General features: G+C 30.5%; 17 protein-coding genes, 15 tRNA genes and 1 pseudogene. 28 read left to right on the top strand and 5 right to left on the bottom strand.

Features of this window, described 5'->3' with window-relative positions:
* Nucleotides 1–288 precede the first annotated feature (288 nt).
* From AB3K27_RS19715 to gatB, 7 genes are all read left to right on the top strand, one after another.
* Nucleotides 289–591 carry a YerC/YecD family TrpR-related protein gene (locus tag AB3K27_RS19715; RefSeq protein WP_368489004.1) on the top strand — a complete coding sequence of 101 codons (303 nt, stop codon included), beginning with the start codon at nucleotides 289–291 and terminating at the stop codon, nucleotides 589–591.
* A 155-nt stretch (nucleotides 592–746) separates the two neighbouring features.
* Nucleotides 747–2,984 (top strand): DNA helicase PcrA, encoded by a 2,238-nt coding sequence (pcrA, locus tag AB3K27_RS19710; RefSeq protein WP_368489003.1) that lies wholly within the window; start codon nucleotides 747–749, stop codon nucleotides 2,982–2,984.
* A 77-nt stretch (nucleotides 2,985–3,061) separates the two neighbouring features.
* The gene (gene ligA, locus AB3K27_RS19705; RefSeq protein WP_368489002.1) at nucleotides 3,062–5,053 is read left to right on the top strand and encodes an NAD-dependent DNA ligase LigA; all 1,992 of its coding nucleotides are present in this window, start codon (nucleotides 3,062–3,064) and stop codon (nucleotides 5,051–5,053) included.
* A 152-nt stretch (nucleotides 5,054–5,205) separates the two neighbouring features.
* The gene (locus AB3K27_RS19700; protein WP_368489001.1) at nucleotides 5,206–5,475 is read left to right on the top strand and encodes a hypothetical protein; all 270 of its coding nucleotides are present in this window, start codon (nucleotides 5,206–5,208) and stop codon (nucleotides 5,473–5,475) included.
* Nucleotides 5,476–5,707: 232 nt separating this feature from the next.
* Nucleotides 5,708–5,995 (top strand): Asp-tRNA(Asn)/Glu-tRNA(Gln) amidotransferase subunit GatC, encoded by a 288-nt coding sequence (gene gatC / locus AB3K27_RS19695; protein WP_368489000.1) that lies wholly within the window; start codon nucleotides 5,708–5,710, stop codon nucleotides 5,993–5,995.
* Nucleotides 5,996–6,088: 93 nt separating this feature from the next.
* Nucleotides 6,089–7,507: an Asp-tRNA(Asn)/Glu-tRNA(Gln) amidotransferase subunit GatA gene (gene gatA, locus AB3K27_RS19690; RefSeq protein WP_368491294.1), complete on the top strand. Its 1,419-nt coding sequence runs from the start codon at nucleotides 6,089–6,091 to the stop codon at nucleotides 7,505–7,507.
* Nucleotides 7,508–7,523: 16 nt separating this feature from the next.
* The gene (gene gatB, locus AB3K27_RS19685) at nucleotides 7,524–8,954 is read left to right on the top strand and encodes an Asp-tRNA(Asn)/Glu-tRNA(Gln) amidotransferase subunit GatB (RefSeq protein ID WP_368488999.1); all 1,431 of its coding nucleotides are present in this window, start codon (nucleotides 7,524–7,526) and stop codon (nucleotides 8,952–8,954) included.
* Nucleotides 8,955–8,975: 21 nt separating this feature from the next.
* On the opposite strand, the gene AB3K27_RS19680 is transcribed toward gatB, so the two are convergent.
* Nucleotides 8,976–9,188 (bottom strand): hypothetical protein, encoded by a 213-nt coding sequence (locus AB3K27_RS19680; protein WP_368488998.1) that lies wholly within the window; start codon nucleotides 9,186–9,188, stop codon nucleotides 8,976–8,978.
* 171 nt (nucleotides 9,189–9,359) lie between these two features.
* Between AB3K27_RS19680 and AB3K27_RS19675 the strand changes: the two genes are divergently transcribed.
* Nucleotides 9,360–10,976, top strand: a complete 1,617-nt coding sequence (locus AB3K27_RS19675; protein WP_368488997.1) for a peptide ABC transporter substrate-binding protein — start codon at nucleotides 9,360–9,362, stop codon at nucleotides 10,974–10,976.
* 579 nt (nucleotides 10,977–11,555) lie between these two features.
* On the opposite strand, the gene AB3K27_RS19670 is transcribed toward AB3K27_RS19675, so the two are convergent.
* Nucleotides 11,556–12,965 carry a hypothetical protein gene (locus AB3K27_RS19670; protein WP_368488996.1) on the bottom strand — a complete coding sequence of 470 codons (1,410 nt, stop codon included), beginning with the start codon at nucleotides 12,963–12,965 and terminating at the stop codon, nucleotides 11,556–11,558.
* Nucleotides 12,966–13,059: 94 nt separating this feature from the next.
* Between AB3K27_RS19670 and AB3K27_RS19665 the strand changes: the two genes are divergently transcribed.
* The 20 genes from AB3K27_RS19665 (at nucleotide 13,060) to AB3K27_RS19570 (ending at nucleotide 19,733) form a co-directional block, all read left to right on the top strand.
* Nucleotides 13,060–14,049: an AIR synthase family protein gene (locus AB3K27_RS19665; RefSeq protein ID WP_368488995.1), complete on the top strand. Its 990-nt coding sequence runs from the start codon at nucleotides 13,060–13,062 to the stop codon at nucleotides 14,047–14,049.
* 45 nt (nucleotides 14,050–14,094) lie between these two features.
* Nucleotides 14,095–14,844 (top strand): ribonuclease PH, encoded by a 750-nt coding sequence (gene rph, locus AB3K27_RS19660; protein WP_368488994.1) that lies wholly within the window; start codon nucleotides 14,095–14,097, stop codon nucleotides 14,842–14,844.
* Complete coding sequence (locus AB3K27_RS19655) at nucleotides 14,841–15,449, top strand: XTP/dITP diphosphatase (RefSeq protein ID WP_368488993.1); 609 nt, start codon at nucleotides 14,841–14,843, stop codon at nucleotides 15,447–15,449. Before rph ends, AB3K27_RS19655 begins: the two co-directional genes overlap by 4 nt.
* A 3-nt stretch (nucleotides 15,450–15,452) precedes the next feature.
* Nucleotides 15,453–15,923 carry a metallophosphoesterase gene (locus AB3K27_RS19650; RefSeq protein ID WP_368488992.1) on the top strand — a complete coding sequence of 157 codons (471 nt, stop codon included), beginning with the start codon at nucleotides 15,453–15,455 and terminating at the stop codon, nucleotides 15,921–15,923.
* A gap of 127 nt (nucleotides 15,924–16,050) precedes the next feature.
* Nucleotides 16,051–16,126, top strand: a tRNA-Pro gene (locus AB3K27_RS19645).
* A gap of 51 nt (nucleotides 16,127–16,177) precedes the next feature.
* A tRNA-Gly gene (locus AB3K27_RS19640) sits at nucleotides 16,178–16,251 on the top strand.
* A 5-nt stretch (nucleotides 16,252–16,256) separates the two neighbouring features.
* A tRNA-Arg gene (locus tag AB3K27_RS19635) sits at nucleotides 16,257–16,333 on the top strand.
* Between the two features lie 5 nt (nucleotides 16,334–16,338).
* Nucleotides 16,339–16,414, top strand: a tRNA-Lys gene (locus tag AB3K27_RS19630).
* A gap of 10 nt (nucleotides 16,415–16,424) precedes the next feature.
* Nucleotides 16,425–16,500 (top strand) — tRNA-His (locus AB3K27_RS19625).
* A gap of 6 nt (nucleotides 16,501–16,506) precedes the next feature.
* Nucleotides 16,507–16,581 (top strand) — tRNA-Gln (locus AB3K27_RS19620).
* 2 nt (nucleotides 16,582–16,583) lie between these two features.
* Nucleotides 16,584–16,659 (top strand) — tRNA-Lys (locus AB3K27_RS19615).
* A gap of 40 nt (nucleotides 16,660–16,699) precedes the next feature.
* Nucleotides 16,700–16,783, top strand: a tRNA-Leu gene (locus tag AB3K27_RS19610).
* A gap of 69 nt (nucleotides 16,784–16,852) precedes the next feature.
* A tRNA-Gly gene (locus tag AB3K27_RS19605) sits at nucleotides 16,853–16,927 on the top strand.
* Between the two features lie 18 nt (nucleotides 16,928–16,945).
* Nucleotides 16,946–17,019, top strand: a tRNA-Gly gene (locus AB3K27_RS19600).
* Nucleotides 17,020–17,024: 5 nt separating this feature from the next.
* Nucleotides 17,025–17,101 (top strand) — tRNA-Arg (locus tag AB3K27_RS19595).
* A gap of 5 nt (nucleotides 17,102–17,106) precedes the next feature.
* Nucleotides 17,107–17,181: transfer RNA gene (locus tag AB3K27_RS19590), tRNA-Lys, on the top strand.
* Nucleotides 17,182–17,190: 9 nt separating this feature from the next.
* Nucleotides 17,191–17,266, top strand: a tRNA-Pro gene (locus AB3K27_RS19585).
* A gap of 87 nt (nucleotides 17,267–17,353) precedes the next feature.
* A tRNA-Gly gene (locus AB3K27_RS19580) sits at nucleotides 17,354–17,427 on the top strand.
* Between the two features lie 23 nt (nucleotides 17,428–17,450).
* Nucleotides 17,451–17,527 (top strand) — tRNA-Arg (locus AB3K27_RS19575).
* A gap of 2,065 nt (nucleotides 17,528–19,592) precedes the next feature.
* The gene (locus AB3K27_RS19570; protein ID WP_368491293.1) at nucleotides 19,593–19,733 is read left to right on the top strand and encodes a Fic family protein; all 141 of its coding nucleotides are present in this window, start codon (nucleotides 19,593–19,595) and stop codon (nucleotides 19,731–19,733) included.
* Nucleotides 19,734–19,977: 244 nt separating this feature from the next.
* Here the strand turns inward: AB3K27_RS19570 and AB3K27_RS19565 are convergent, their stop codons facing one another.
* The 3 genes and pseudogenes from AB3K27_RS19565 to ltrA all read right to left on the bottom strand — a co-directional run bounded on the left by AB3K27_RS19565 (nucleotide 19,978) and on the right by ltrA (nucleotide 23,555).
* Nucleotides 19,978–21,099 carry a transposase gene (locus tag AB3K27_RS19565; protein WP_368488027.1) on the bottom strand — a complete coding sequence of 374 codons (1,122 nt, stop codon included), beginning with the start codon at nucleotides 21,097–21,099 and terminating at the stop codon, nucleotides 19,978–19,980.
* Between the two features lie 598 nt (nucleotides 21,100–21,697).
* Nucleotides 21,698–21,979, bottom strand: a pseudogene (locus AB3K27_RS19560) (IS3 family transposase); the annotation flags it as partial.
* Between the two features lie 94 nt (nucleotides 21,980–22,073).
* Nucleotides 22,074–23,555, bottom strand: a complete 1,482-nt coding sequence (ltrA, locus tag AB3K27_RS19555; protein ID WP_368488991.1) for a group II intron reverse transcriptase/maturase — start codon at nucleotides 23,553–23,555, stop codon at nucleotides 22,074–22,076.
* Between the last annotated feature and the right edge of the window lie 243 nt (nucleotides 23,556–23,798).

Genomic DNA, 23,798 nt, shown 5'->3' with positions numbered 1-23,798 from the left:
TTATAATTAAAACATAGAAATAAATATAAAGGAATAATGGCCCCCTTTTTATTTATGACTAAACAGCCTATACCCCAAATGGGCTGTTTTTTATTTTGAAATTTTTATATTAATGAAAGAATAAATTTAATGTAGTATGTGATCAGAATATATTCTTTTAAATGAAAAATTGGATATATGAGTTATATTAATATAATATATTACAAAATTATTTGCAATTTTATAGATTAATAGTTTAATACATGATAGAATTAAAGAAAAAATGTACATGAATAAGGAGTGGCGTTCATGGGAGATTATGAATCTAAGTTAAAAAGTAAGGCAATGGATTATTTGTGTGAAGCAGTATTGTGTCTTAAAACAAAGGAAGAGTGTTATAGATTTTTCGATGATATATGTACTATAAATGAAATAAAAGCGTTAGAACAAAGACTTCAGGTAGCTAAAATGTTGAAGAATAAGAAAACATATTTAGATATTGCATCTGCAACTGGTGCAAGTACTGCCACTATAAGTAGAGTAAATAGATGTTTAAACTATGGAAGTGATGGATATAGAATTGTTTTAGAGAGATTAAATAACAATATTTAATTTAAGTGTGTTGATGGAGGTCAGCACATTTTTTATGAGCCTAAGGTAATTCAGATGATTAAATAATTATTAAAATGATATAATATTAATATATCATAAATGATGTATAAAAAAATTTTAATAATAAAAGTGTATATAAAACAGGAGTGGTTTTTATGGATTTAAAAAATCTTTTGAATAAAGAACAATATGAAGCGGCCACAATTATAGAAGGTCCGTTATTAATTTTAGCCGGAGCAGGTTCTGGTAAGACTAGAGTTCTTACTTATAGAATAGCCCATATGATTAAAGATCTAAATATATATCCCTCTAAAATATTAGCTATAACTTTTACAAATAAAGCCGCCGGGGAAATGAAAGATAGAATAAGAAAACTGGTGGGGGATGAAGTGGACAGCATGTGGGTATCTACATTTCATTCAAGCTGTGTAAGAATATTGAGGAGAGAAATAGATAAGCTTGGATATAATAAAAATTTTGCTATATACGACAGCTATGACCAAAAAGTACTTATAAAGCAGTGTGTGAAGGAATTAAATATAGAGGATAGTATAACTGATAAGGAAATAATAAATAAAATTAGCAGGCAAAAGGATAATCTTATATCTCCGGATAGGTTTAAAAAAGAAAATGAAGGCAATTTTAGAATGAATAAAATAGCAGATGTGTATGTAATGTATCAAAAGAAGCTTAAGGAAAACAATGCTTTGGATTTTGACGATCTTATATTTAAAACAGTACAGCTTTTTCAAGAACATCCAGATGTACTTGAATTTTATCAGAGAAAATTTAAATATATAATGGTAGATGAATATCAAGATACCAATAAGTCACAGTATGAATTTGTAAGATTATTAGCCCAGGCAGAAAAAAACATATGTGTAGTGGGAGATGATGATCAGTGCATTTACGCCTGGAGGGGTGCAAATGTAGAAAATATTTTAAATTTTGAGAGTGATTACATAAATTCAAAGATTATAAAGTTGGAACAAAACTATAGATCAAAGGCAAACATATTAAAAGCTGCCAATGATGTTATAAGTAATAACTTCCATAGAAAACAAAAAGTACTTAAAACCAACAATGATAATGGAGATAAAATAAAATTATACAGAGCTAATTCTGATATGGATGAGGGAAGATATGTAGCATCTAAGATCAAGGAAATTTTAAATACAGATAAAGATAAGAGTTATAGAGATTTTGCAATACTTTATAGAAAAAATGTTCAGTCCCGTATATTTGAAGATGTTTTTATGAAATCTAATATACCTTATAGAATTATTGGGGGATTAAAATTTTATGATAGAAAAGAAATAAAAGATATTTTGGCTTATTTGAAGTTTATAAATAATCCTTTAGATAATGTAAGTTTAAGAAGAATAATAAATGTACCTAAAAGGAATATAGGAGAAGCTACAGTACAAAAAATACAAAGTCTTGCAGATTCTATGGATGAATCAATATATAATGCCCTTTTAGATATTGATAAAAGCGTAAATTTGACACAAAGAAGTATTAATTCTATAAAAAAATTTGTGAGTCTTATAAATAGTTTTATAAAAAGTAGGGATAAAATTTCTGTATCTGATTTAATAAAAGAAATATTGAATACTACAGGATATTTGGAAGAATTGAAAGACTCTAAAGAGCCAGATAGTATAAGTAGAATAGAAAATCTTAAAGAACTGGTATCTGCAGCTGTAGAATTTGAAGCTACTTCGGAGGATACATCACTTTCTGCATTTTTGGAAAAGGTAACACTGGTTTCTGATATAGATAATTTTGATAATAATGCAGATTCAGTGGTGCTTATGACAATGCATAGTGCAAAGGGTCTGGAATTTCCTGTGGTTTTTATGGTGGGAATGGAAAATGGCATATTTCCGGGGATACAGTCATTAGATAACCCTAAAGAGATGGAAGAGTCAAGGAGACTTTGTTATGTGGGAATAACAAGGGCAAAAGAAAATATTTATATGACATTTGCAGATACAAGGAGAGTATTTGGCAAGATGGTATCTTATGAACAGTCTAGTTTTATAGATGAGATATCCAGTGAATTAAAAGAATATGATGATTTCAGGAAATCGGATATTAGTAGTTTTGTAAATAAATCCTTAAGTAAAAATATATTTTCACCTACGAAAAAGAGTGTTTTAAATAATATACCTCCTAAGAGAGAGACTTTATCTGTAAATAATATTCCTCAAGGCAATTATTTAAAACCAGAAAATATAAAAGAAGGAATAAAAGTAAAACACAAAAAATTTGGAGTAGGTACTATCGTAAGTATATCTAAAAGAGATGAAGATATAAAGCTTACTATAGTTTTTGATAATATGGGAATAAAAAATTTAATGTATGGGGTAGTTCCACTGGAGGCAGTATAAATATAGAAAATGTATGGAGTTTTACATTAAAATTTAGTTCTTTAAAAGAATGATTATGCAGGAAAAGGAGAGCGTTTGTGGATATTAAAAATAAAATAGAAGAATTGAGTAAGCTAATAGAATATCATAATGATAGATATTACAATAAAGATGAACCAGAAATTACAGATTATGAATATGACAAGCTATCTCTTGAATTAAGAAAACTTGAAAAGGAGTATCCAGAATATGCCCGTAAAGATTCACCTACGCAGAAAGTAGGGGGAACAACAAAGAGGGAATTAAAAAAAGTAAATCATGATATTCCTGTTATGAGTTTACAAGATGTGTTTTCAAAGGAAGAAGTTTATAGTTTTATTTATAAAATAAGTAGTGAACTTCATAATCCAGCATTTGTAGTTGAAAAAAAGATTGACGGGCTTTCGGTTGTATTGAGGTACTATAATGGTGAATTTAAAGAGGGAATAACAAGAGGAGATGGCATAATAGGTGAATCTGTATATGAGAATCTTTTACAGATTGAAACCATTCCCAAAACTATTCCAGAGAGATTGCCGTACTTAGAGGTCCGTGGAGAAGTATATATGTCTAATGATTCTTTTATAAAAATTAATGAAATGCAGAAACAACAGGGAGGAAGAAAATATCAAACTGCCAGAAATCTAGCAGCAGGAACTTTAAGACAATTGGATCCAACTATTGTTAAGCACAGAAATCTTGACATATTTATTTTTAATCTTGAAACTGTACAAGGGAAACAATTTAGCTATCATTCAGAATCATTATCCTGGCTTTTAGCACAGGGATTTAAAGTCAGTCCTGATTTTGCACTTTGTAAAACAGCAGAAGGGGTTTGGAATAGCATATGTGAAATTCAGGATAAAAGATGGAAATTGCCCTTTCAAATTGATGGTGCAGTAGTTAAGGTAGATAGCCTGGAAGATAGAAAATCATTAGGAAGTACAAGCAAAACACCTAAATGGGCTATTGCATATAAATATCCTCCAGAACAAAAAGAAACTGTTGTGGAAGATATAATCGTTCAAATAGGGCGTACTGGAAGATTGACTCCTCTGGCAATTTTAAGTCCAGTTAAATTAGCAGGAACTACAGTATCTAAAGCTACTTTACATAATCAAGATTTTATAGATTCAAAAGATATTCAAATTGGAGACACTGTAATAATACAAAAGGCAGGAGATATTATTCCAGAAGTAATAAAAAGCATACCAGAAAAAAGACCTGAAAATTCTAAAAGGTATATCATACCAGATAAATGTCCCATATGTGGCTCTGAAACCCTAAGAGAACCTGAAGGATCTGATATTCGCTGTAGCAATTCTAACTGTTATGCACAGGTAGTTAGAAGTATAGAATATTTTGTATCAAAAGATGCTATGAATATAGAAGGATTTGGTCCAAGTTCTGTAGAGGCCTTAATGAAAGAAGGATACATTAAGGATGTGGCAGACATATATTACTTAAAAAATTATAGGGAAGAGCTTATAGAAAAGGGTATAATAGGTAAAGAAAAATCAGTGGATAATCTTATTAGTACCATAGAAAGATCTAAAGAAAATGACATAGATAGATTAATTACAGGACTTGGAATTAGAAATGTTGGAAAACAATCTGCAAAGATATTAGCAGCAAATTTTTCAAGTATTAAAGATATTGCAGATGCTACATATGATAATCTAATTATTTTAAAGGATTTTGGAGATACTATGGTAAAGGATATAATTAATTATTTTAAAGGGGAAAAATTTAATTCAGTTATTTCAAGACTTGAAGAATCAGGAGTTAATACTATTTCTAAAATTTCATATAATAAAAAAAATAATAGGCTTGAAGGTAAAACATTTGTAATAACAGGCACTTTACCTACATTAAAAAGGTCAGAAGCATCAGAGATTATTCAAAACTGTGGAGGAAAGGTTTCAAGTAGTGTATCTAAAAAAACATCCTATGTACTTGCAGGTAAGGAGGCAGGGAGTAAGCTGGATAAAGCTCAGAATTTAGGGATAACTATAATAGATGAGGAAGAATTCATGGATATGATTAAATAGTTTTCAGGTATACAAAATTAATCATTAATATTGATAATAAATTTTTAAAACTATATATAAATATTTACAAAACTATAAAAAAGGATTATTATAAAAATAGTTTAATTTTTAATTTACAGTTAAACTTTGGTATAAGACTTTGGAGGAGAAACATGAAAAATACAATAAATTTATTAGGGTGGATAGGGGTTATATTTACTATTCTTGCACTAATATTAACACTCCTTACTACATATCAGTTTACGTATGTAAAATATTTTAATGACTATTATACACTGCAGTGGAGTATATTTATTACAATGATAATATGGGCTATAAATATGGTGGTTTTTAAAACCCGTTTTAAAAATGTAATATATCCTCTAACATGTGTATTAATAGCCTGTGTAACTATGTTTTTTATGTATATGAAAGTTTATTAAAAATTAAGAGACAATCTAAAAAAAAGATTGTCTCGTTTTTTATATCAATAAAGCTTATAATTATTTAATATCAAGTAATTCAAAGATTCAGGTGGAGTTTGTTCATAAACGCTGCTTTTTTCAACTGAATCTTAGAAGACTTATTTAAGGGACGTAGTAGTGCTTATCCCCTAATTTGATGGGTATTAGCTAATTTCCACCTTAGGATAAAATATAAAAGAGAGGGATTCATATGTCAGTTACAAAAAAAGATGTGGAATATGTATCAGATCTTTCCAGGCTGGAGTTTAAGGAAGAAGAGAAAATGGAACTTGTTAAAGATTTAAATAAAATATTAGAATATATGGAAAAACTAAAGGAGACGCATATAGAAGAAGAGAATATAGTTGTAAATCCGTATTATATGGAAAATAAGTTTAGAGAGGATATTTTAGAACCTTCTTTAGATATAGAACAGGTATTGGATAATTCTCCTGATAATTTTCAAGGATATATAGTAGTACCTAAAGTAGTAAAATAATTTTATGATATTATGAAATATTTTATATTTACTACTATGAACTTTTACAAGGGAGTGAAATAGGTGAGGCTAACTGCACATAAATTAAAAGATATGATAAAAAACAGAAAAATAAGCGTGGAAGAAATTGCGAGGACTTATTTGAATAGAATAGATAAAGTAGATGGCAAGCTAGGAGCCTATTTATATATAGCATCGGAAAAATTATTGCAAAAGGCAAGAGAATTAGATAAAAGAATCGGTAAAGGTGAAGACTTGGGAAGGCTTTTTGGGATACCCATTTCTGTGAAAGATAATATAAGTGTTAAAGGTATGCAAAATACATGTGCTTCCAGGATGTTAACAGGGTATGTATCACCTTATGATGCCCATGTAATAGAAAAGATAAAATTTCACCAGGGAATAATTATAGGTAAAACTAATATGGATGAGTTTGCAATGGGATCTTCTACAGAAAATAGTTCTATAAAGCTCTCTAGAAATCCATGGGATTTAAATATGGTACCGGGGGGTTCCTCGGGGGGCTCTGCAATTTCAGTGGCAGCAGGAGAGGCTGTATTATCCCTTGGCACAGACACAGGAGGTTCTGTAAGGCAGCCTGCATCTTTTTGTGGGGTAGTGGGTTTAAAACCAACCTATGGGAGAATTTCAAGATATGGAGCTGTTGCCTTTGGATCAACCTTAGACCAAATAGGAACTATAGCAGCAGATGTAGAAGATTGTGCACTTTTAACTGAATGTATATCTGGAATTGATAAGAAGGATTTTACTACGGCAGATATAAAGGTACCTAAATACAGTAAAAGATTAAGTAGAGATATTAGGGGAATGAAAATAGGGATACCTAAGGAATATCTTGGAGAGGGATTAAATGATAAAGTTAGAAAATCTGTAGAAGAAGCAGTTTATGTACTCGAGGAAAATGGGGCGGAAATTAGAGAATGTTCTATTCCACTATTACAATATGCACTGGCAGCTTATTATATAATTGCAAGTGCTGAGGCTTCCTCAAACCTTGCCAGATTTGATGGAATAAGATATGGTTATAGGGCAAAAAACTTTAAAGATTCAGTAGATATATATTTTAAATCTAGAAGTGAAGGGTTAGGAAGTGAAGTGAAAAGAAGAATAATCCTTGGAACTTATGTGCTTTCTGAAGGATATTATGATGATTATTATAAAAAAGCTTTAAAGATTAGAAAACTTATGAGAATGCAATTCCAGGATATAATGAAGGAATTTCATGCAATCATATCTCCTACATGTCCTACTACAGCCTTTAAAATAGGAGAAAAAAAAGAAGATGTAATGACTATGTATTTGTCAGATATATATACCGTACCAGTTAACATAACAGGTATACCTGCTATATCTATTCCCTGTGGCATGGTAGATGGTCTTCCTGTAGGACTTCAGATCATGTCTGATTATTTTAGGGAAGACATACTTTTCAATATAGCCTATAGTTTTGAACAATCTACTAAATGGCATAATATTATTCCTAATATATAACAGAAAGGTGAGTACTATGGAATTTGAAGCTGTTATTGGTCTTGAAGTTCATGTAGAACTTTTGACAAAAACTAAAATATATTGTGGATGTGGTACTGGGTTCGGAAGTGAACCAAATACACATGTTTGTCCCGTATGTCTTGGACTTCCAGGAGCCCTTCCAAGGTTAAACAAAAAAGTAGTGGAATATGCCATAAAAGCAGGACTTGCTCTCAATTGTTCTATAAACAATAAAAGTAGAATGGACAGAAAAAATTATTTTTATGCTGATTGTCCCAAAAATTATCAAATAACCCAGCAGGAATTTCCTATTTGCAGGGAAGGATTTATTGAAATAAGAAATCATTTAGGCCAAAAAAGAAAAATAGGTATTGAAAGAATACATATAGAAGAGGATGCAGGGAAACTTATACATACAGATGAAGGTACATTAATTGATTATAACAGGGCAGGAATACCTCTTATAGAAATAGTGTCAAAACCAGATATCAGAACTTCAAAGGAGGCACTCCTATATCTTGAAAAGTTAAGAAATATACTTAAATTTATAGGAGTATCAGATTGTAGAATGGAACAAGGTTCTTTTAGGTGTGATTGTAATATATCTGTAAGGCCTAAGTGTAATTTGGAATTGGGAGTGAAAACAGAGATAAAAAATATGAATTCTTTTAAGGCTCTTGAGAAGGCTATACAGTATGAGTATAAAAGGCAAAGTTATATAATAGAATCTGGAGAAAAAGTGAAGCAGGAGACCAGAAGATGGAATGATTCCAAAAATATAACTGAAGTTATGAGAAGTAAGGAATATGCCAATGATTATAGATATTTTCCGGAAGGAGATTTGGTAGCTATAAACATTTCAAATGATTACATAGATAATATAAGAAAAACTATTCCAGAGCTTCCTGATAAAAAGATAGATAGATTTGTTGAAGAATTCAAAATTTCTAGAAAGGAAATAGAAATTTTAGTTTTAAACATAGAAATAACAGATTTCTTTGAAAATGCCGCCAAATTAAGTGGAGATGCAAAGTCTGTTTCTAATTGGATTACGGGGGATATATCAAGACTTGCAAAGGAAACAGGCACCCCTTTGAATAAATTAAAATTTACAGAAAAGGATTTAGCCCAACTAATTGAATTTATAAATTGTAATGTTATTTCCAATAATATAGGTAAAAAAGTCATTGAAGAAATGTTTTACAGTGGTAGAAGTCCTGAGAAAATAATAAAAGAAAAAGGGTTTGTTCAAAATAACAGTAAAGAGGAAATTTTAAAAGTTGTAAAAGAAGTTATGGAAGAAAATCCAAAGTCTATTGAAGATTATAAAAATGGCAAGAAAAAAGCAGTGAAATTCATAGTGGGTATGGTTATGAAAAAAACTAGGGGTAATGCCAATCCTATGATTGTAAATGAGTTAGTAGATGAAGAAATAGATAAATATTAAATTTCATAAAAAATAAGAGACTTATTCCTTAAGGTCTCTTATTTTTTCTTCTTGTTTCATTATATTATCATCTTTTTTTATAAGCATATGCATATATTGAGTTATCTTTTCCAGAAGATAGTTTTTGTACTTTATTTGAGATAGTGTTTGTTTAATTATTATAAGCCCCCAAATTAACACGAATATTATAGTGCACATAGTTAAAATGCCTAATATCTCTATAGTAAGTATCATTTTATACTCCTCCATAATAATCAATTTTAAGGACATGAGGCCACTTAAATATACGTGAACATTATATCATAAAAAAATGATATTAAAAATATTATAATACAATTTGTTTATTTTCATAGTTAAGTGACAATAATTTAATTAGTATCCCATAGATAAGATGAGGAGAAAATTATGAAAAAGCTTATTTATATAATAATAATTGTATTAGTAATTGGTATGGTTTCTATAACTTTAAGTGGAGGCGCACTGGAGAAAAAGACTAAGGAAATTCAGACCAATAGTTATAAAAATAGTGTAGTATATAATTTAGGCCAGTTGCCAGATGATTTAATAATGTTGGATTCAGATAATGTGAGAGAAAAGGATATACTTGCCAATGCTTTTGAAGGTCTGGTAAGCAGTGATAGTAATGGAAGGATAATTCCATCTTTGTCAGAAAGTTGGAGCATAAGTGATGAAGGAACTAGCTATACTTTTAAAATAAGAAAAAATGCAAAGTGGAGTAATGGAACTGATATAACTGCGTATAATTTTGTGGATTTCTTTTCTAGTATATTAAACCCAAATACAAAAAATATATATGAAGATCAATTAAATTGCATTTTTGGTGCGGAAGATTATAGAAAGGGTAAATGTGATTTTAAGAATGTAGCTATTACTGCTATAGATAAAGATACTCTATCTATAAGATTAAATTATCCCTGTAATTATTTTTTAAATATACTTGCCCAACCTATATATGCACTTAGAATAATTGATTACAAACTTATAAATTGGAAAAAATATTATAATTCAATATTGTATTCGGGAAGTTTTACTATATTTAATTTGTCTGATGAACAAGAAGTAACTTTAAAGAAAAATTCTAAGTACTGGAATAGTAGTGGAGTGAAAAGTGACACTATAGTAGTAACATCTTTAAAAACCGGTGAAAGTGCACTGGCAGGATTTGAAAATTACAGGATAAGTATATTCACAGATCCTCCCCTGGGGGAAATTAGTAATATTGAGAAAAAAGACAAATATATATCTGAAACCCAATTAAAAGGTACAGGGATAGTTTTTAATTTAAAAAAGCAAGGTATTGTAAGCAATGTCAATTTCAGAAAAGCAGTATCTCTTTCTATAGGTAGAAACAATATAGTCCAAAATATATTAAAAAATACTTCAATACCAGCAAGTTCTTATATACCTAGTTATGTAGGTAATGGGTTAAATGGTAACTTTATAAATAAATCCTTTTTCTCAGAAAATGCTCAAGGAGATGCAGCTTTAGATGTTATGAAAAGTTTAGATTATGATGAGGGAAAAAAATCTTTGAAACTTATATATATAAATTCAGTTGAAAATAAAAAGGTATGTGATGAAATAGCAAATAGTCTAAAAAAATATATAAAAGTAAATGTGAAGTGTGTAGGATATGATTTAAAATCGTTTAATAACGAAATAAAAAATGGCAGCTATGATATGGCGGAAATATTTTACCAGGGATATTATAATTATCCTATACCTTTTTTCCAAATGTGGCAATCTTCTTCTACATATAATTTATATGGGTATAGTAATATAGAATTTGACAATAAGTTCACTGGTGCGATCTTAGAGAAGGATGTAAATAAAAAAATAGAAATGTTTAAAGATATGGAAAATATATTACTTGAAGATATGCCAATAGTACCTCTATATTTTAATAAAACAATTATTGTTACAAGGAATTATGTAAAAGATGTATATACTAATAAAATGGGTAATATAAAATTGGATAAGGTTTATCTGTCGAAAGATTAAATTATGTAAAGAATATTTAAAGAGGATCTCATTTACTATTTATGAGATCCTATGTTAAGTTAGAAATATAGATCAATTTTAACTAAATTATTTTCCATATTTTAAAGACGAGTAAATTTATTATTAGATTTTTTTTTAGGAGTAAAATATATGCAATTTGTTTCTAAAGAGGAAAGGTTTGTAATAGGAGTAACGTAGTTTAAAGTGCATTTTCCATTTTTCTGATGAACACAATTCTCAGAACAATTAATATCCATCATTAGTTATCACCTTCCTTATAGAAGTTGGATGAATTTAAAGAATCGTAAAGTATTAAAAAAATGGTTAAAGTATGATTTTTTTATTAATTATTTTTATATACTTAAAATGCTTGTACTCTGGGTTATATTATTATGTCCTAAAATTATAAAATTTATTTCTAAAAATATCTTTAATTTATCCCAACGCTATCATTACTAATATTAGCCAGCTTTTTTAAAGTGGGGCATGAGCACTGCTACGCCCTTGGATAAGTTTAGCTAAGGTTCAGATGGAGAAAACATTCCTCATGAGCAAACTCCACCTGAAGCTAAAAGTCACTTATAGATTTAGAGGCGATTCTGGCTTAAAAAAATGTATTATAATAAAAAATATAAACATATTTTTGTAGGTATCAAAAGAAGCTTTTATAGATTTAAAATTTTCTTTTTTTCTACTGTAAGTTACATATTTAGCAAAAATAGGTGCCAGTTCACAAGACTCTGGCGATGGAATTGAAGATGGTCTAAAATTTTGTTCTTCAATTAAATCCTCTGACTTAAGAGAAAAACCTCTATATCTTTCTACATCGTTTAAGTCAGGAGTTTCAGGCCAACTTAAAATTATACCTGAATCTAGTAGTTGGCGTTTGAAAATATCTAATACTACTAAGTCATTTTTATTTTCATCTCTATATAGAGCTGTATCTATCATAAAGACCATAAGGTAAAGCATAATTTCTAGGGATGTAAATTCTATATTTTTTTTGGATGTATTTTTTATAAATAACCCTTTTTCTGCATCGTAGAGTTTTAGAAGCCTTTCTGATATAAATTTTGTATTGTCCTTAGATTTCATAATATTTGTGTTTCTATATATTAAAGTATAGTTTATATAGTTTAATGCATCATTTTCCACATCTATGTTTTTTAATATACTGGATTGGGAATCTTCTTTATAATACTTTTCAAACAAAAGTTCAGATATATCCAATATTAAATCTTTACATTGATTATCTTTTGAGTAATTATAAAATATATTCAAACCAAAGCATAATTTTGTAAGTTCTTCAAAAGATAAATCATATAATTCTTCTTTTGAATCAATAAGCATATTTAAAATATCAAAAGAAAAGTTTTTAAATTCTTCTTTTTCTTGATTTTCAAGAAGGAGACTGCACTTGTAATAAGCCGCCATCAAAAGAGCCTGAGATGAGAATTTAAATTTTTTATTCTTTTCTATGAATCTCAAATCTTCGGGAGAAGAGATATTCTCACATTTTTTGTCAGTAAAAATGCCCTGGACATTTCTAAAATGTAAAGCGTAAAATTCAAGCTGATTTTTACACATCAAGTTGTAAAGTGTTTTTAAATTGTATTTATTTTTATCTATGTTATAAAAAGAGGTATAGTAGTCTGAAAGTTCCAGCAAGCATAAGGTCATAAATGCATTGCTATCTATGTTTATTTCTTTTTTGAATTTGTCCTCATTCCAACAAAGTTTGTTATCCATATTTATAAGAACAGGATTTGCTTTTTTATATATACATAGAAGTGGAGAAACATCTTTAAATGTGGTAATATCAAAGTTAGATATATTTTTTATATTTAGTTCTTTAATTGGAGTGAAAATTCCACATTTTGAGTGTAGTACAATTTCCTTTAAAGATTCTTTTGAAAAATAAAATAATTGATGTTTAATATTATAAGGTTTTATCTTATTAATTCTCAAGAAAGGTCCTATATATTTCAAAATATTTACACCTACCATAAATTAATCCTTATATAAATAATATGAAATAGGATGAAAAATAGTTCTTATTTATTTTTGGAAAGGAAGAAATTTTATGAAAGCTGGAAAGCTAGATTGGAAAGATTTAAAAAGTATAATAGATAAAAATAGATCTGTTAAGAGAAATGATGTTAGAATAAGAAGTGGAATAGGAGAGGATTGTAGTGTAATAAATTTTGGAGATAAAGAGTGTGTTGTTTCTACAGATCCTATTACTGGAGCCAATATAAACAGTGGAAAACTTGCAGTACATATAAACTGTAATGATATAGCATCTTGTGGAATTGAGCCGGTAGGTCTTTTGGTTACAATGCTTTTACCCGAAGGAGCTTCTTTAGACGATATAAATAGACTTATGGGAGAAGTTAGTGAAGAGGCTAAAAAGTTAAATGTGGAAATTTTAGGGGGACATACTGAAGTAACAAGTTCAGTGAATAAAATAGTAATATCCTGTACTGCCATAGGAAAAGGCGATAAGGGAAAAGCAGTGTCTACATCAGGGGCAAAAGAAAAAGATGATATAGTGGTAACTAAATATTTATGTTTAGAAGGTACTAGTATTATAGTAAATGACTATGAAGATAAATTAATTGGTTTGCTTACTCCAGAAGAGATAAGTGAAGCTAAGGATTATATAAAACAAATAAGTGTGGTTAAAGAGGGAATACTGTCAGGAGAATTTGGAGTAAATTCAATGCATGATATAACAGAAGGGGGAATATTAGGGGCTTTATGGGAGATTGCTAAAGCTAGTAAAGTTGGCTTTAAAGTATATAAAGACAAAATGCCATTAACTAAGATAACAAAAAAAATATGCAGTCAGTATTTAGTAGATCCCTTAAAACTCATTTCCTCGGGAAGTATGCTTATTACAACTTCAAAAGGTGAAGAATTAGTTCATATGTTGGAGTCTGAAGGTATTAAGGCCTGTGTTGTAGGGAAAATCACTAAAAATGGGTATAAACTAATTTGCAATGGTGAGGAAAAGAAAGTGGTTGCTCCTAAAAGAGATGAATTATTTATATTAGAGGAAAAATTAAAGTAATTAGGGTATAATTGAAGAATATAGTTTTAATTGTGGAGGTAGAATATGAGAGTCGATGGTAGAAAATGTAACCAAATTAGACCTGTAAAAATAACCAGAAATTATACAAAGTATGCAGAGGGCTCTGTATTAATAGAAAATGGAGATACAAAGGTAATATGTACCGCTTCTATAGAGGATAAAGTACCACCTTTTTTAAAGGGAAAAGGAGAAGGATGGATTACCTGTGAGTATAATATGATTCCTAGGGCTACCCAAGTAAGGAAGGCTAGAGATATAAATAGAGGTAGAATTGATGGCAGAACCATGGAGATTCAGAGAATAATAGGCAGGGCTCTCAGATCTGTAGTAGATTTAAAGGCTATAGGAGAAAAAACCATATGGGTTGATTGTGATGTAATCCAAGCAGATGGTGGTACTAGAACCGCATCTATATCCGGCGCCTTTGTAGCTTTGGTTGATGCCGTAAATAAACTTCATAGACAAAATCCTTTTACAATATATCCCATAAGAGATTTTGTAAGTGCCATAAGTGTAGGAATAGTAAATGATACAAGGATGCTAGATCTATGTTATTTAGAAGATTCTAAGGCTAAGGTAGATATGAATGTGGTGATGACAGATTCGGGAGAATTTGTTGAAATACAAGGTACAGGAGAACAAAATCCTTTTACTAGGGAGGATTTAAAGGAACTCTTGCTCTTGGCAGAAAAAGGAATAAAAAATATGATTAGTGCACAAAAGGATAGTTTAAAAATGGATTCTTTATGGATAGGAACAGGTGGGGAGCAATGAAAAGATTAATAGTAGCAAGCAATAATCTTAACAAGATAAAAGAAATAAAACAAATACTTTCTAAATATCCAATAGAAGTCATATCTATGAAAGAGGCTAATATAGATATTGATATTGTAGAGGATGGAACTACATTTAAAGAAAATGCCTATAAAAAAGCTAAAACCATATATGATTTGTTGAAAGTTAAATGTATGGTACTGGCAGATGATTCAGGACTTATGGTAAGTGGGTTAAATGGAAAGCCAGGAGTATATTCTGCAAGGTTTGCCGGGGAACACGGAAATGATAAGAAAAATAACGAAAAACTTTTAAAGCTTTTAGAACATAAAGGTTATGATGATAGAAAGGCTAAATTTGTATGTGCCATTACATTAATAATAGATGACAGTAAAGTTCTAGAGGTTCAGGGAGAAATAGCCGGTATGATATGTGATGAAGAAAGGGGAAGGAATAAATTTGGATATGATCCTTTATTTTACATACCAGAATATAATATGACCTTTGGGGAAATGGATTCTACACTTAAAAATTGTATAAGTCATAGAGCCATGGCATTAAAAGAGTTGGAAAAGGAAATGAGATACCTTATGAAGGAGGTTTAAATTTTGCATATAGGAGTGGTAAGTGATACTCACAGGTATAAAAAGTTTATGAAGAAAGTTGTAGATGTGCTGTATAATACAGAATTAATTATTCATTTGGGAGATAATGTTCAGGATGCTAATGAAATAAAAAGGATTTATACAGGCTCTATTATTAATGTAAGAGGTAACTGTGATTTTAATGTAGATGCTCCTAGTGAAAGATTAGAAGTTATAAATAGCAAAAGATTTTTTATAACTCATGGACATAGATATGATGTTAAATATAGTTTATCCAGGTTAAAATTCAGAGCTTTAGAACAGAAAGCAGATGTAGTTTTATTCGGACATACTCATATATCCCAGATAGTTTATGAAGAGGGAATATGGTTTATTAATCCTGGGAGTCCGTCTATACCTAGGGATGGTTTTAATAGTGTAGTAACTATAGATATACAGAAAGGAGTTATAAGTCCAGATATTAAAGGAATTTAAAGAAAAATAGAAAAACTAAGAAATAGGTATTGACGAATTAATATATATCGTGTAGAATAATTAATGTCGTCAAGAGTTTCAAGCAATTTTTAATTTAAAGTATTAATGGTTTTAATACTTTTTATATCGGGGTGTGGCGCAGATGGGAGCGCGCGTGGTTTGGGACCATGAGGTCGCAGGTTCAATCCCTGTCACCCCGACCATTTAATTCTAAGTAAGCTATCCGAGTTTAGTTTGCTTATGGAGTAATTTGTGCGGGTGTAACTCAATGGTAGAGTGCTAGCCTTCCAAGCTAGTTATGAGGGTTCGATTCCCTTCACCCGCTCCAAGCGTGCGTCTTTAGCTCAGTTGGATAGAGCAACGGCCTTCTAAGCCGTGTGCCGGGGGTTCGAATCCCTTAAGACGCACCAAGTATGCGCCATTAGCTCAGCTGGTAGAGCATCTGACTCTTAATCAGGTTGCCCGGGGTTCGAGTCCCCGATGGCGTACCAAAGTAATATGGTGAGCGTAGTTCAGTTGGTAGAGCGCCAGATTGTGGTTCTGGTTGTCGTGGGTTCGAGTCCCATCGCTCACCCCAATTTAATGGGATGTAGCCAAGTGGTAAGGCAGTGGACTTTGACTCCACCATTCGTAGGTTCAAATCCTGCCATCCCAGCCAATGGTTTACTAGCTCAGTTGGTAGAGCACATGACTTTTAATCATGGTGTCCGGGGTTCGATTCCCCGGTAAGCCACCAGTTGGTGTTCAAAAATGTTTGACTTATGTTTGTTTTAAATGCAGGTGTGGCGGAATTGGCAGACGCACTAGACTTAGGATCTAGCGCCTATGGCGTGGGGGTTCGACTCCCTTCATCTGCACCAATTTTATTAATAATGTGTTTTTATTATAGCTAATTAAAATAGTGTGGAAAGTATACGTTTATATATATTGCGGGAGTGGCTCAGTGGTAGAGCGTCACCTTGCCAAGGTGAACGTCGCGGGTTCGAATCCCGTCTTCCGCTCCAAATAAAGAAGAATTTCATGCGGGTGTAACTCAATGGCAGAGTGCTAGCCTTCCAAGCTAGTTATGACGGTTCGATTCCCTTCACCCGCTCCAAACGTGCGTCTTTAGCTCAGTTGGATAGAGCAACGGCCTTCTAAGCCGTGTGCCGGGGGTTCGAATCCCTTAAGACGCACCAGATATGCGTTATTAGTTCAGCTGGCAGGGCATCTGATTCTTAATCAGGTTATCTGGAGTTTAAGCCCCAATAGTGTACCAGTTTTGTAACGGGGTGTGGCGCAGATGGGAGCGCGCGTGGTTTGGGACCATGAGGTCGCAGGTTCAATCCCTGTCACCCCGACCATTTGACTAAATAGAAATAAGGTAATTTATGTTTGATAATATTTCTTTTTTGTGGTATTATTTTATAAAGAAAGTATTTAATAGTTATGCGGGTGTAACTCAATGGTAGAGTGCTAGCCTTCCAAGCTAGTTATGAGGGTTCGATTCCCTTCACCCGCTCCATTTGCATTTTTAGAATAAAATTAGCACCCATAGCTCAGTTGGATAGAGTGATGGACTTCGAATCCAGAGGCCGCAGGTTCGAGCCCTGCTGGGTGCGCCAATATCAAGGCTTTTGCTTATGTGTAAAGGTCTTTTTTAATGCAAAATAACACAACCCACAGAAGTTTTTATAAGAACAACACAACCAAAGTTACTAAAAACCAAAGTTACTAAAATTTGGATAAAAAATAAGTACCCATCATTTAACACAATAATAAAGAAATAAATGACAAATACCCTATATTAGATCACAGAATAAGCAATATAGCTCTGAAAGAAAGTTAAACCATTTAAAAGTGTTGTTATATGGAAAAATTATATAAAAATAATTTTACCTGTTATAACGTAAAAAAGTTTGTTTTCTCAATATTAATTATAAAAAGTCTTTAGTATAAATAAAAGGCCTATTAGCAAGGTAATTGCTGGTATATTTTCCTTTTTTTCTACCTAAAAATATTTTACTTACTTTAAATAAATGCTAAATTTAAATGCTTTAATTCCTGAAAAAAATTACTTTAAGCAGTAGAAAAGTTGCTCCAATGTTTGATATAAGACATGGTCATTTAATTAGAAATATTGACAATTATATAAATCAAATGAAGGAAGCTGATAAACTACTAAACTCAAAATTAAGGAAATCTAGGTGCCTTTTGCTATAAAAAAATTATCTTTATTCATAAAGTTCTTTTAAATTAATACGATTGTATATATGCTAAATTGTATATTATTATAAGTGCAATACAATTTAATAAAAATCTCCAAGTTCTAAATTTTTTATCACACACATTGCGAACTATTACAGAAAATAAGTACCTAAAATAATAAATTGCTACTTATTTCTCTATGTATAAAGTATTTAAAGTATAGTTAAAATTGTATATAATTTTAGAGGTACCTGATTAAGTTCAGGTGTCTTTTAATATGTGTAAATATTTATTTAACCTGTATAAATAATATTATAACAATTAATGAATATAAAATATAATACATAGTAAAGTATATAATATCCCAGGCATTGAAGATATGTAAGGCTGTGTCTGTGGTTGCAGGGCACGTTAAATTTAAATGCAACCACTATTTAAATCTAACTCTAAATTCAATATAAAGAATAAGTGCTACACTTAACCCCGGTACTTATTTTTATGTTTAAAGTATTTAAAATACAAACATTATTTGATATTTAATACATATTACTGCAATAATTGGTACATAATAAAAATATCCTAAATTATTAAAATTTAGATAAAAAGATGAGTACCCATTATTTAGGGTACTTATTTTGTGCGGAGAGAGACATTTAGTTTTTAGTCAGGTGCCTTTTTAACAAAGACTTAACGAGGGAAATATTTTTACATAACAATCTTTATATACAATATGATTATGTTGATACCACATAATCATAAAAAATAAACTTTTTAGGCACAAAGTAGGCATCCATCATTTAGGGTGCTTATTTTTGTTCTAAAAGTTTACTTGATGGAATATTATGAATAATATTGACAATCTGTGGATAAGCTATTGATGACCTGTGGATTAATAGGAAAGTGATAGGTATGAAGATAAGAGAAATTCTGAAAGAAAAGCTTACTCAAGACAAAAAATTAAATAAAAATAAAGCAATGAGAAGCGAATACTTCTCATTTTATGATATAAAAAATTTATGAAGACTGCCGTAGGAGGGTGAGGTGAGAAGGATGAATTAAAAAGATATATCTACAAAGAAATTAATTGAAGAATTAAAATTAAGAGGAGGATTATTTTAAAATGAATACTCAAGTACCACAATGTTAAGGAGGGTTTTTAATGTTAGTAAATACTAAGAAGATAGTTTCAATATCAGAAGTTAATCAGAATTTTTCTAAAGTAGCTCTAAGATAGTTGATGAGAATAAATCTGTAATTATGTATTTTTGAATTTTGAAGAATTTGCCAAAGAAGCTGTATCTCACGAACAAATACTTGATAAAATTCCCGATAGAATTTTAATAGAAAATATAGAAGTATTTAAGGAGTTAGCAGATAAATAAAATGTATCTCAGTAAAATATATATTAAATTGCATGATAAGATGATAGATATTACAGGTGGTTTGAAGGGGCTTAAAGATATGGAACTTTTGAAATCATGAATAGAAAATTCTAAGGCTACATTTTATGGAGAAGAATTATATCCAACTATTGAATTTAAATATGCTAATATATGTTTTAATATAATGAAGAATCATGCGTTTTTAGATTGCAACAAAAGAACAGGTATATATGTGATGTAATGCTTGAGTATAATTAATATTAAATTAAAATTTGGACAAAAAGAATTAGTTGATTTGGGTTTATGGTCTGACCTACGGACAGTAAATTTATATAAAATTCCATTAAAGTATAATGATTGATGTTGATGTTTATACTCAAGGATTTAATCATATTCCTAATTGATTATTATTGAATAAATTGATTAAAATGTAAGTATAAATTTATACTTATAACAGTGTTTTATGTCAATGTAAATAAAAGGAACTAATATTCATATAATGTAAAAGCAATTTTTAAATAATAGGTATTTCTTAAAGAATAATAACATCTTTTGAACCATTTAACTCCAGCCCTAAATAAGCTGTAGATTCTTACCTGTTTGTCTCTCAATGTTTTTGTAGCCCCAATAAGTTTATTTTTCTTATCTTTTGTACAAGATGTTCCAAGGGTTATCATCCAGCAGTAAGCTATACAAATGCATAAATATAAGGTTCTTGCATACTGGATATTATGTGTCCAGGTACCTTCTAAATTGAACCCACCAGATTTAAAATCTTTAAACATTTCTTCTATATCAAATCTTTTTTTATATTCTCTAATTGAAAAGGTCTGTTCTAAATTATTTGCTATGAACCAGGTATCATCAGAACTTTCTGCCCTGCAGACTGCCAGATTGCATATATATTTTTTAGATGTTAATTTTACATTGTAAAAGTGTCTTGTCTTTCCCTTTAAAGGTATTATATTTCCCAGCTTTTTTATATTTGGTTTACCGCATATTGATATTTTTAAATTTTTTGTACACCTGATACAATACTTGAATTTTAAAGTCTTATCTATAAACTTAAACAAATCGACACTTTTAAATCCCCTGTCTGCTAAAATTGTAACATCAAAATTATAGGGAACTACTATTTTATGTATAAAATTAAGTCCTTGTTTAATATACTTGAAATCTTTACTTCCCTCATCTTTATATAAGAACATCTTATACCACAGGGGAACTGCCCTTCTTCCCACTTTTAAAGAAAACTGTAATATAACAAATTTATCTATAATAGTTGTGTGATCAAAAATTATATATATTTTCTTTGAATGACTTTTATACTTTTGTAGTAACCTATATGCGAAGAATTCATATATTTTCTCACAATTAATAGCCTTGTTAGTTAAAAATCTTCTCAATCTTTTAATTTTACTTTCTTCTGTACCTGAAGAATAGGAATCCTTCAGCTCTTGAGATATTTTGGATAATATAACTGACTGTGAAACTATTATTCCTACAACTATAGCTATTAAGTTATTTAAACGGTATGATGATAAAATTATCATTTTTTCTAGTATTTTTTTTAATTCTGTAGTAATATATTCTTGATCATTGATCATAATAAGCCACCTTTTCTAGTAAAATTGTGCTGCAAATCAATTTTATACTATGAATTGGTGCTTTTTATTATTTTCAGAATATTTCTATACAAATTTTAATTCCCATTTATATGGTTATTAGCTGTCCGTAGGTTAGATATCCATATATTTTATTAGATTTCTGTTTATTGAGCTAACTATAAATATATTAAAAAATTGTCTTGACAAAGGGTCCACTTTAAGTAACACTTAGATATTATGATGAAATTAGTGTCTTGAAACGCCAATATACAGATAAGCAAACCAACTACCGTTATTATTAACTCCACAGTTTGAATGATTGAATTCAATAAAGTACTATTGTAAAATAGACACTCTAGTTGAAATATTGGAAAGATAGCAGATTAAAATTGTTCAAACAAAGAGAGAGTTGGAGCAAATTGAGCGCAAAATATCTCGTCGCTTAATGCAAATTAAAGATGCTACTAATACTCCATTGGATACTATTGAGGAGGTATGAGCTTTTCTCGAAAAAGTGGACACTTTATAGTTAGAAATTCTCTCAATATCGCATAATTACTATTGTTATTATTGACTATAGTATTTTCCCTAAAATCAACTATGATGCCATTAAAATATTAAATTCTTTTCTGAACTGAGATGGTACCTTATAGCCAATTGCCTGGTTTCTCCTCTGGTTATTGTAATATATTTCAATATACCAGAATATATCACGCCTTGCCTCTTCCCGTGTTTTATATTCCCTCTGGTAGAGCAGTTCGCACTTTATGGTGCTGAAGAATGTTTTAGCACATGCATTATCATAACAGTTACCTTTGCGGCTCATACTGCATATTATTTTATTTTCCCTTAAAAATTTCTGATATTCACTGCTGCAGTAATCGATTAAGAAAAAGAGATTGCTCCCTTTCCCTCATCTAAGAACCGTACGTGAGAGTTTCCCGCTCATACGGCTCAAGCATTTCTTCACCCTTTCAGGCAGCAACAAATGTATGCAGTTTTATCTTTCTTTTATCAAAATAGTCCTTGTCTAAGAAAGGTGTTTTTATGATCTGCAATTTTGGATATCTGACGATTTTAATCCGTCTCAAATTAATTAGACTGTACTCGTCCGTCTTGAAAAGCCATCTTTTCCAACCTTTTTCATGCCAGTATTTATTTAGTCTCCACCATTTGTTCTTATTTGGGTGTCTATGTTTTGCCCATTGCTGTAGTAAGTGATAAAGGGTGTTGTTAATATTTGAAAAGGCTTTACTAGCAACCACGTGTTTGTGATAATTTGTCCAACCTCTTATGACTTGATTAAGCCTTCTTATTAAGTCAGATTGGGTGCTAGCTTTCCCCTCCTTAAGGATTATTGTGGAACATCTCCTAATTATGTTTTTAATAGAACTTTTAGAAGGTTTAACTATTAATTTCCCACTGTATTTCTTAAATGTCCAGCCAAGAAAGTCAAACCCTTTGTCGATATGTGTGATTGTAGTCTTTTCTTCTGATAGTGTTAGACCTCTTGATTGGAGGAATTGACTAACAGTAGTTTTAAGTTCTTCAGCAATTTCTTTTGAGTTTGCAGTAATAACAAAATCATCAGCATACCGAATCAAGTTCACTTTAGTTTTGGCTCTGTAATGATTTTCTATTTTACCTTTTGAATTTCTATGATATTTATCTTGAATCACTTTTTCGAGTCCATCTAATGTCATATTTGCATATATACTTGAGATTGCACCGCCTTGTGGCGACCCTGTTTCCGTTGGGAACAGCTTTTCTTCATATATATATCCCGATTTTAGGAACTGCTTCATAATAATTTTATCCATTGGTATATTGTTTTGTAACCATTCATGGTTAATGTTATCAAAGCAACCTTTAATATCGCCTTCAAGTATCCATGTCGGAGAACACTTTCTAGCTAATACACAAAATATCTGCTCACAGGCATCTTTTGCACTTCGTCCACGGCGGAATCCAAAGGAAATGGAATCACCTTTTGTTTCTGCGATTGGCTCAAGCGCTAGTGCATATAATGTTTGCATTGCTCTATCATACATTGTTGGTATACCTAATGGACGTTTCTGTTTTTTACCTTTCTTTTCGATGTATACTCGTCTTAAAGGTTTTGCTTTATAGTTTTTGTCAGTAAGTGAAAGCACAGCTTTCATCTTCGAAGCAGAGGTAGACCATAGTTTTTTGTCTACTCCAGACGTATTCTTCCCTTTATTTGTTGTTACTTTTCTTACAGCATAAGCCTTAGCTGAAAAAGAGTGGGTTAATAAGTATTGTAATCTTTTGGCTTTATTATTGTCCCCTTTTTTTGTTGCCTTAGCGATTCGGGTTTGTAGTCTATTAACATCGAATTCAACTTGTTTCCAGTCAATTGTTTCCCATTGAAATTCAAGTGATTTCGTGTCTTTTAGTCTCTCGGTTTTATCCGTCGTTGAATTACTAAAATTCATAAATATATACTCCTTTCCTGCTAAGAAATACCATAGGATAAGTCTGCACTCTTTCGAATTAGGGCAAATTTTGAACCCTTATCTGTTTTCATTACAAAATCAGCATTCGCTTTTTATCCTTTTCTTCTGCCCTCTATGTCATTTCGCCCCTTACGGTTAGATACCTCTCGATGGAGGAACATATAGGGTTTACCAAGTTCCACATAATACATAATTGTAAATGCCTTAGGAGTCATCTTTAAA

Origin of the sequence: Clostridium sp. BJN0013, assembly GCF_040939125.1 — a bacterium.
In the GTDB taxonomy this organism is placed as follows: domain Bacteria; phylum Bacillota; class Clostridia; order Clostridiales; family Clostridiaceae; genus Clostridium_B.
This window is presented reverse-complemented; position numbering and strand designations above follow the sequence as displayed.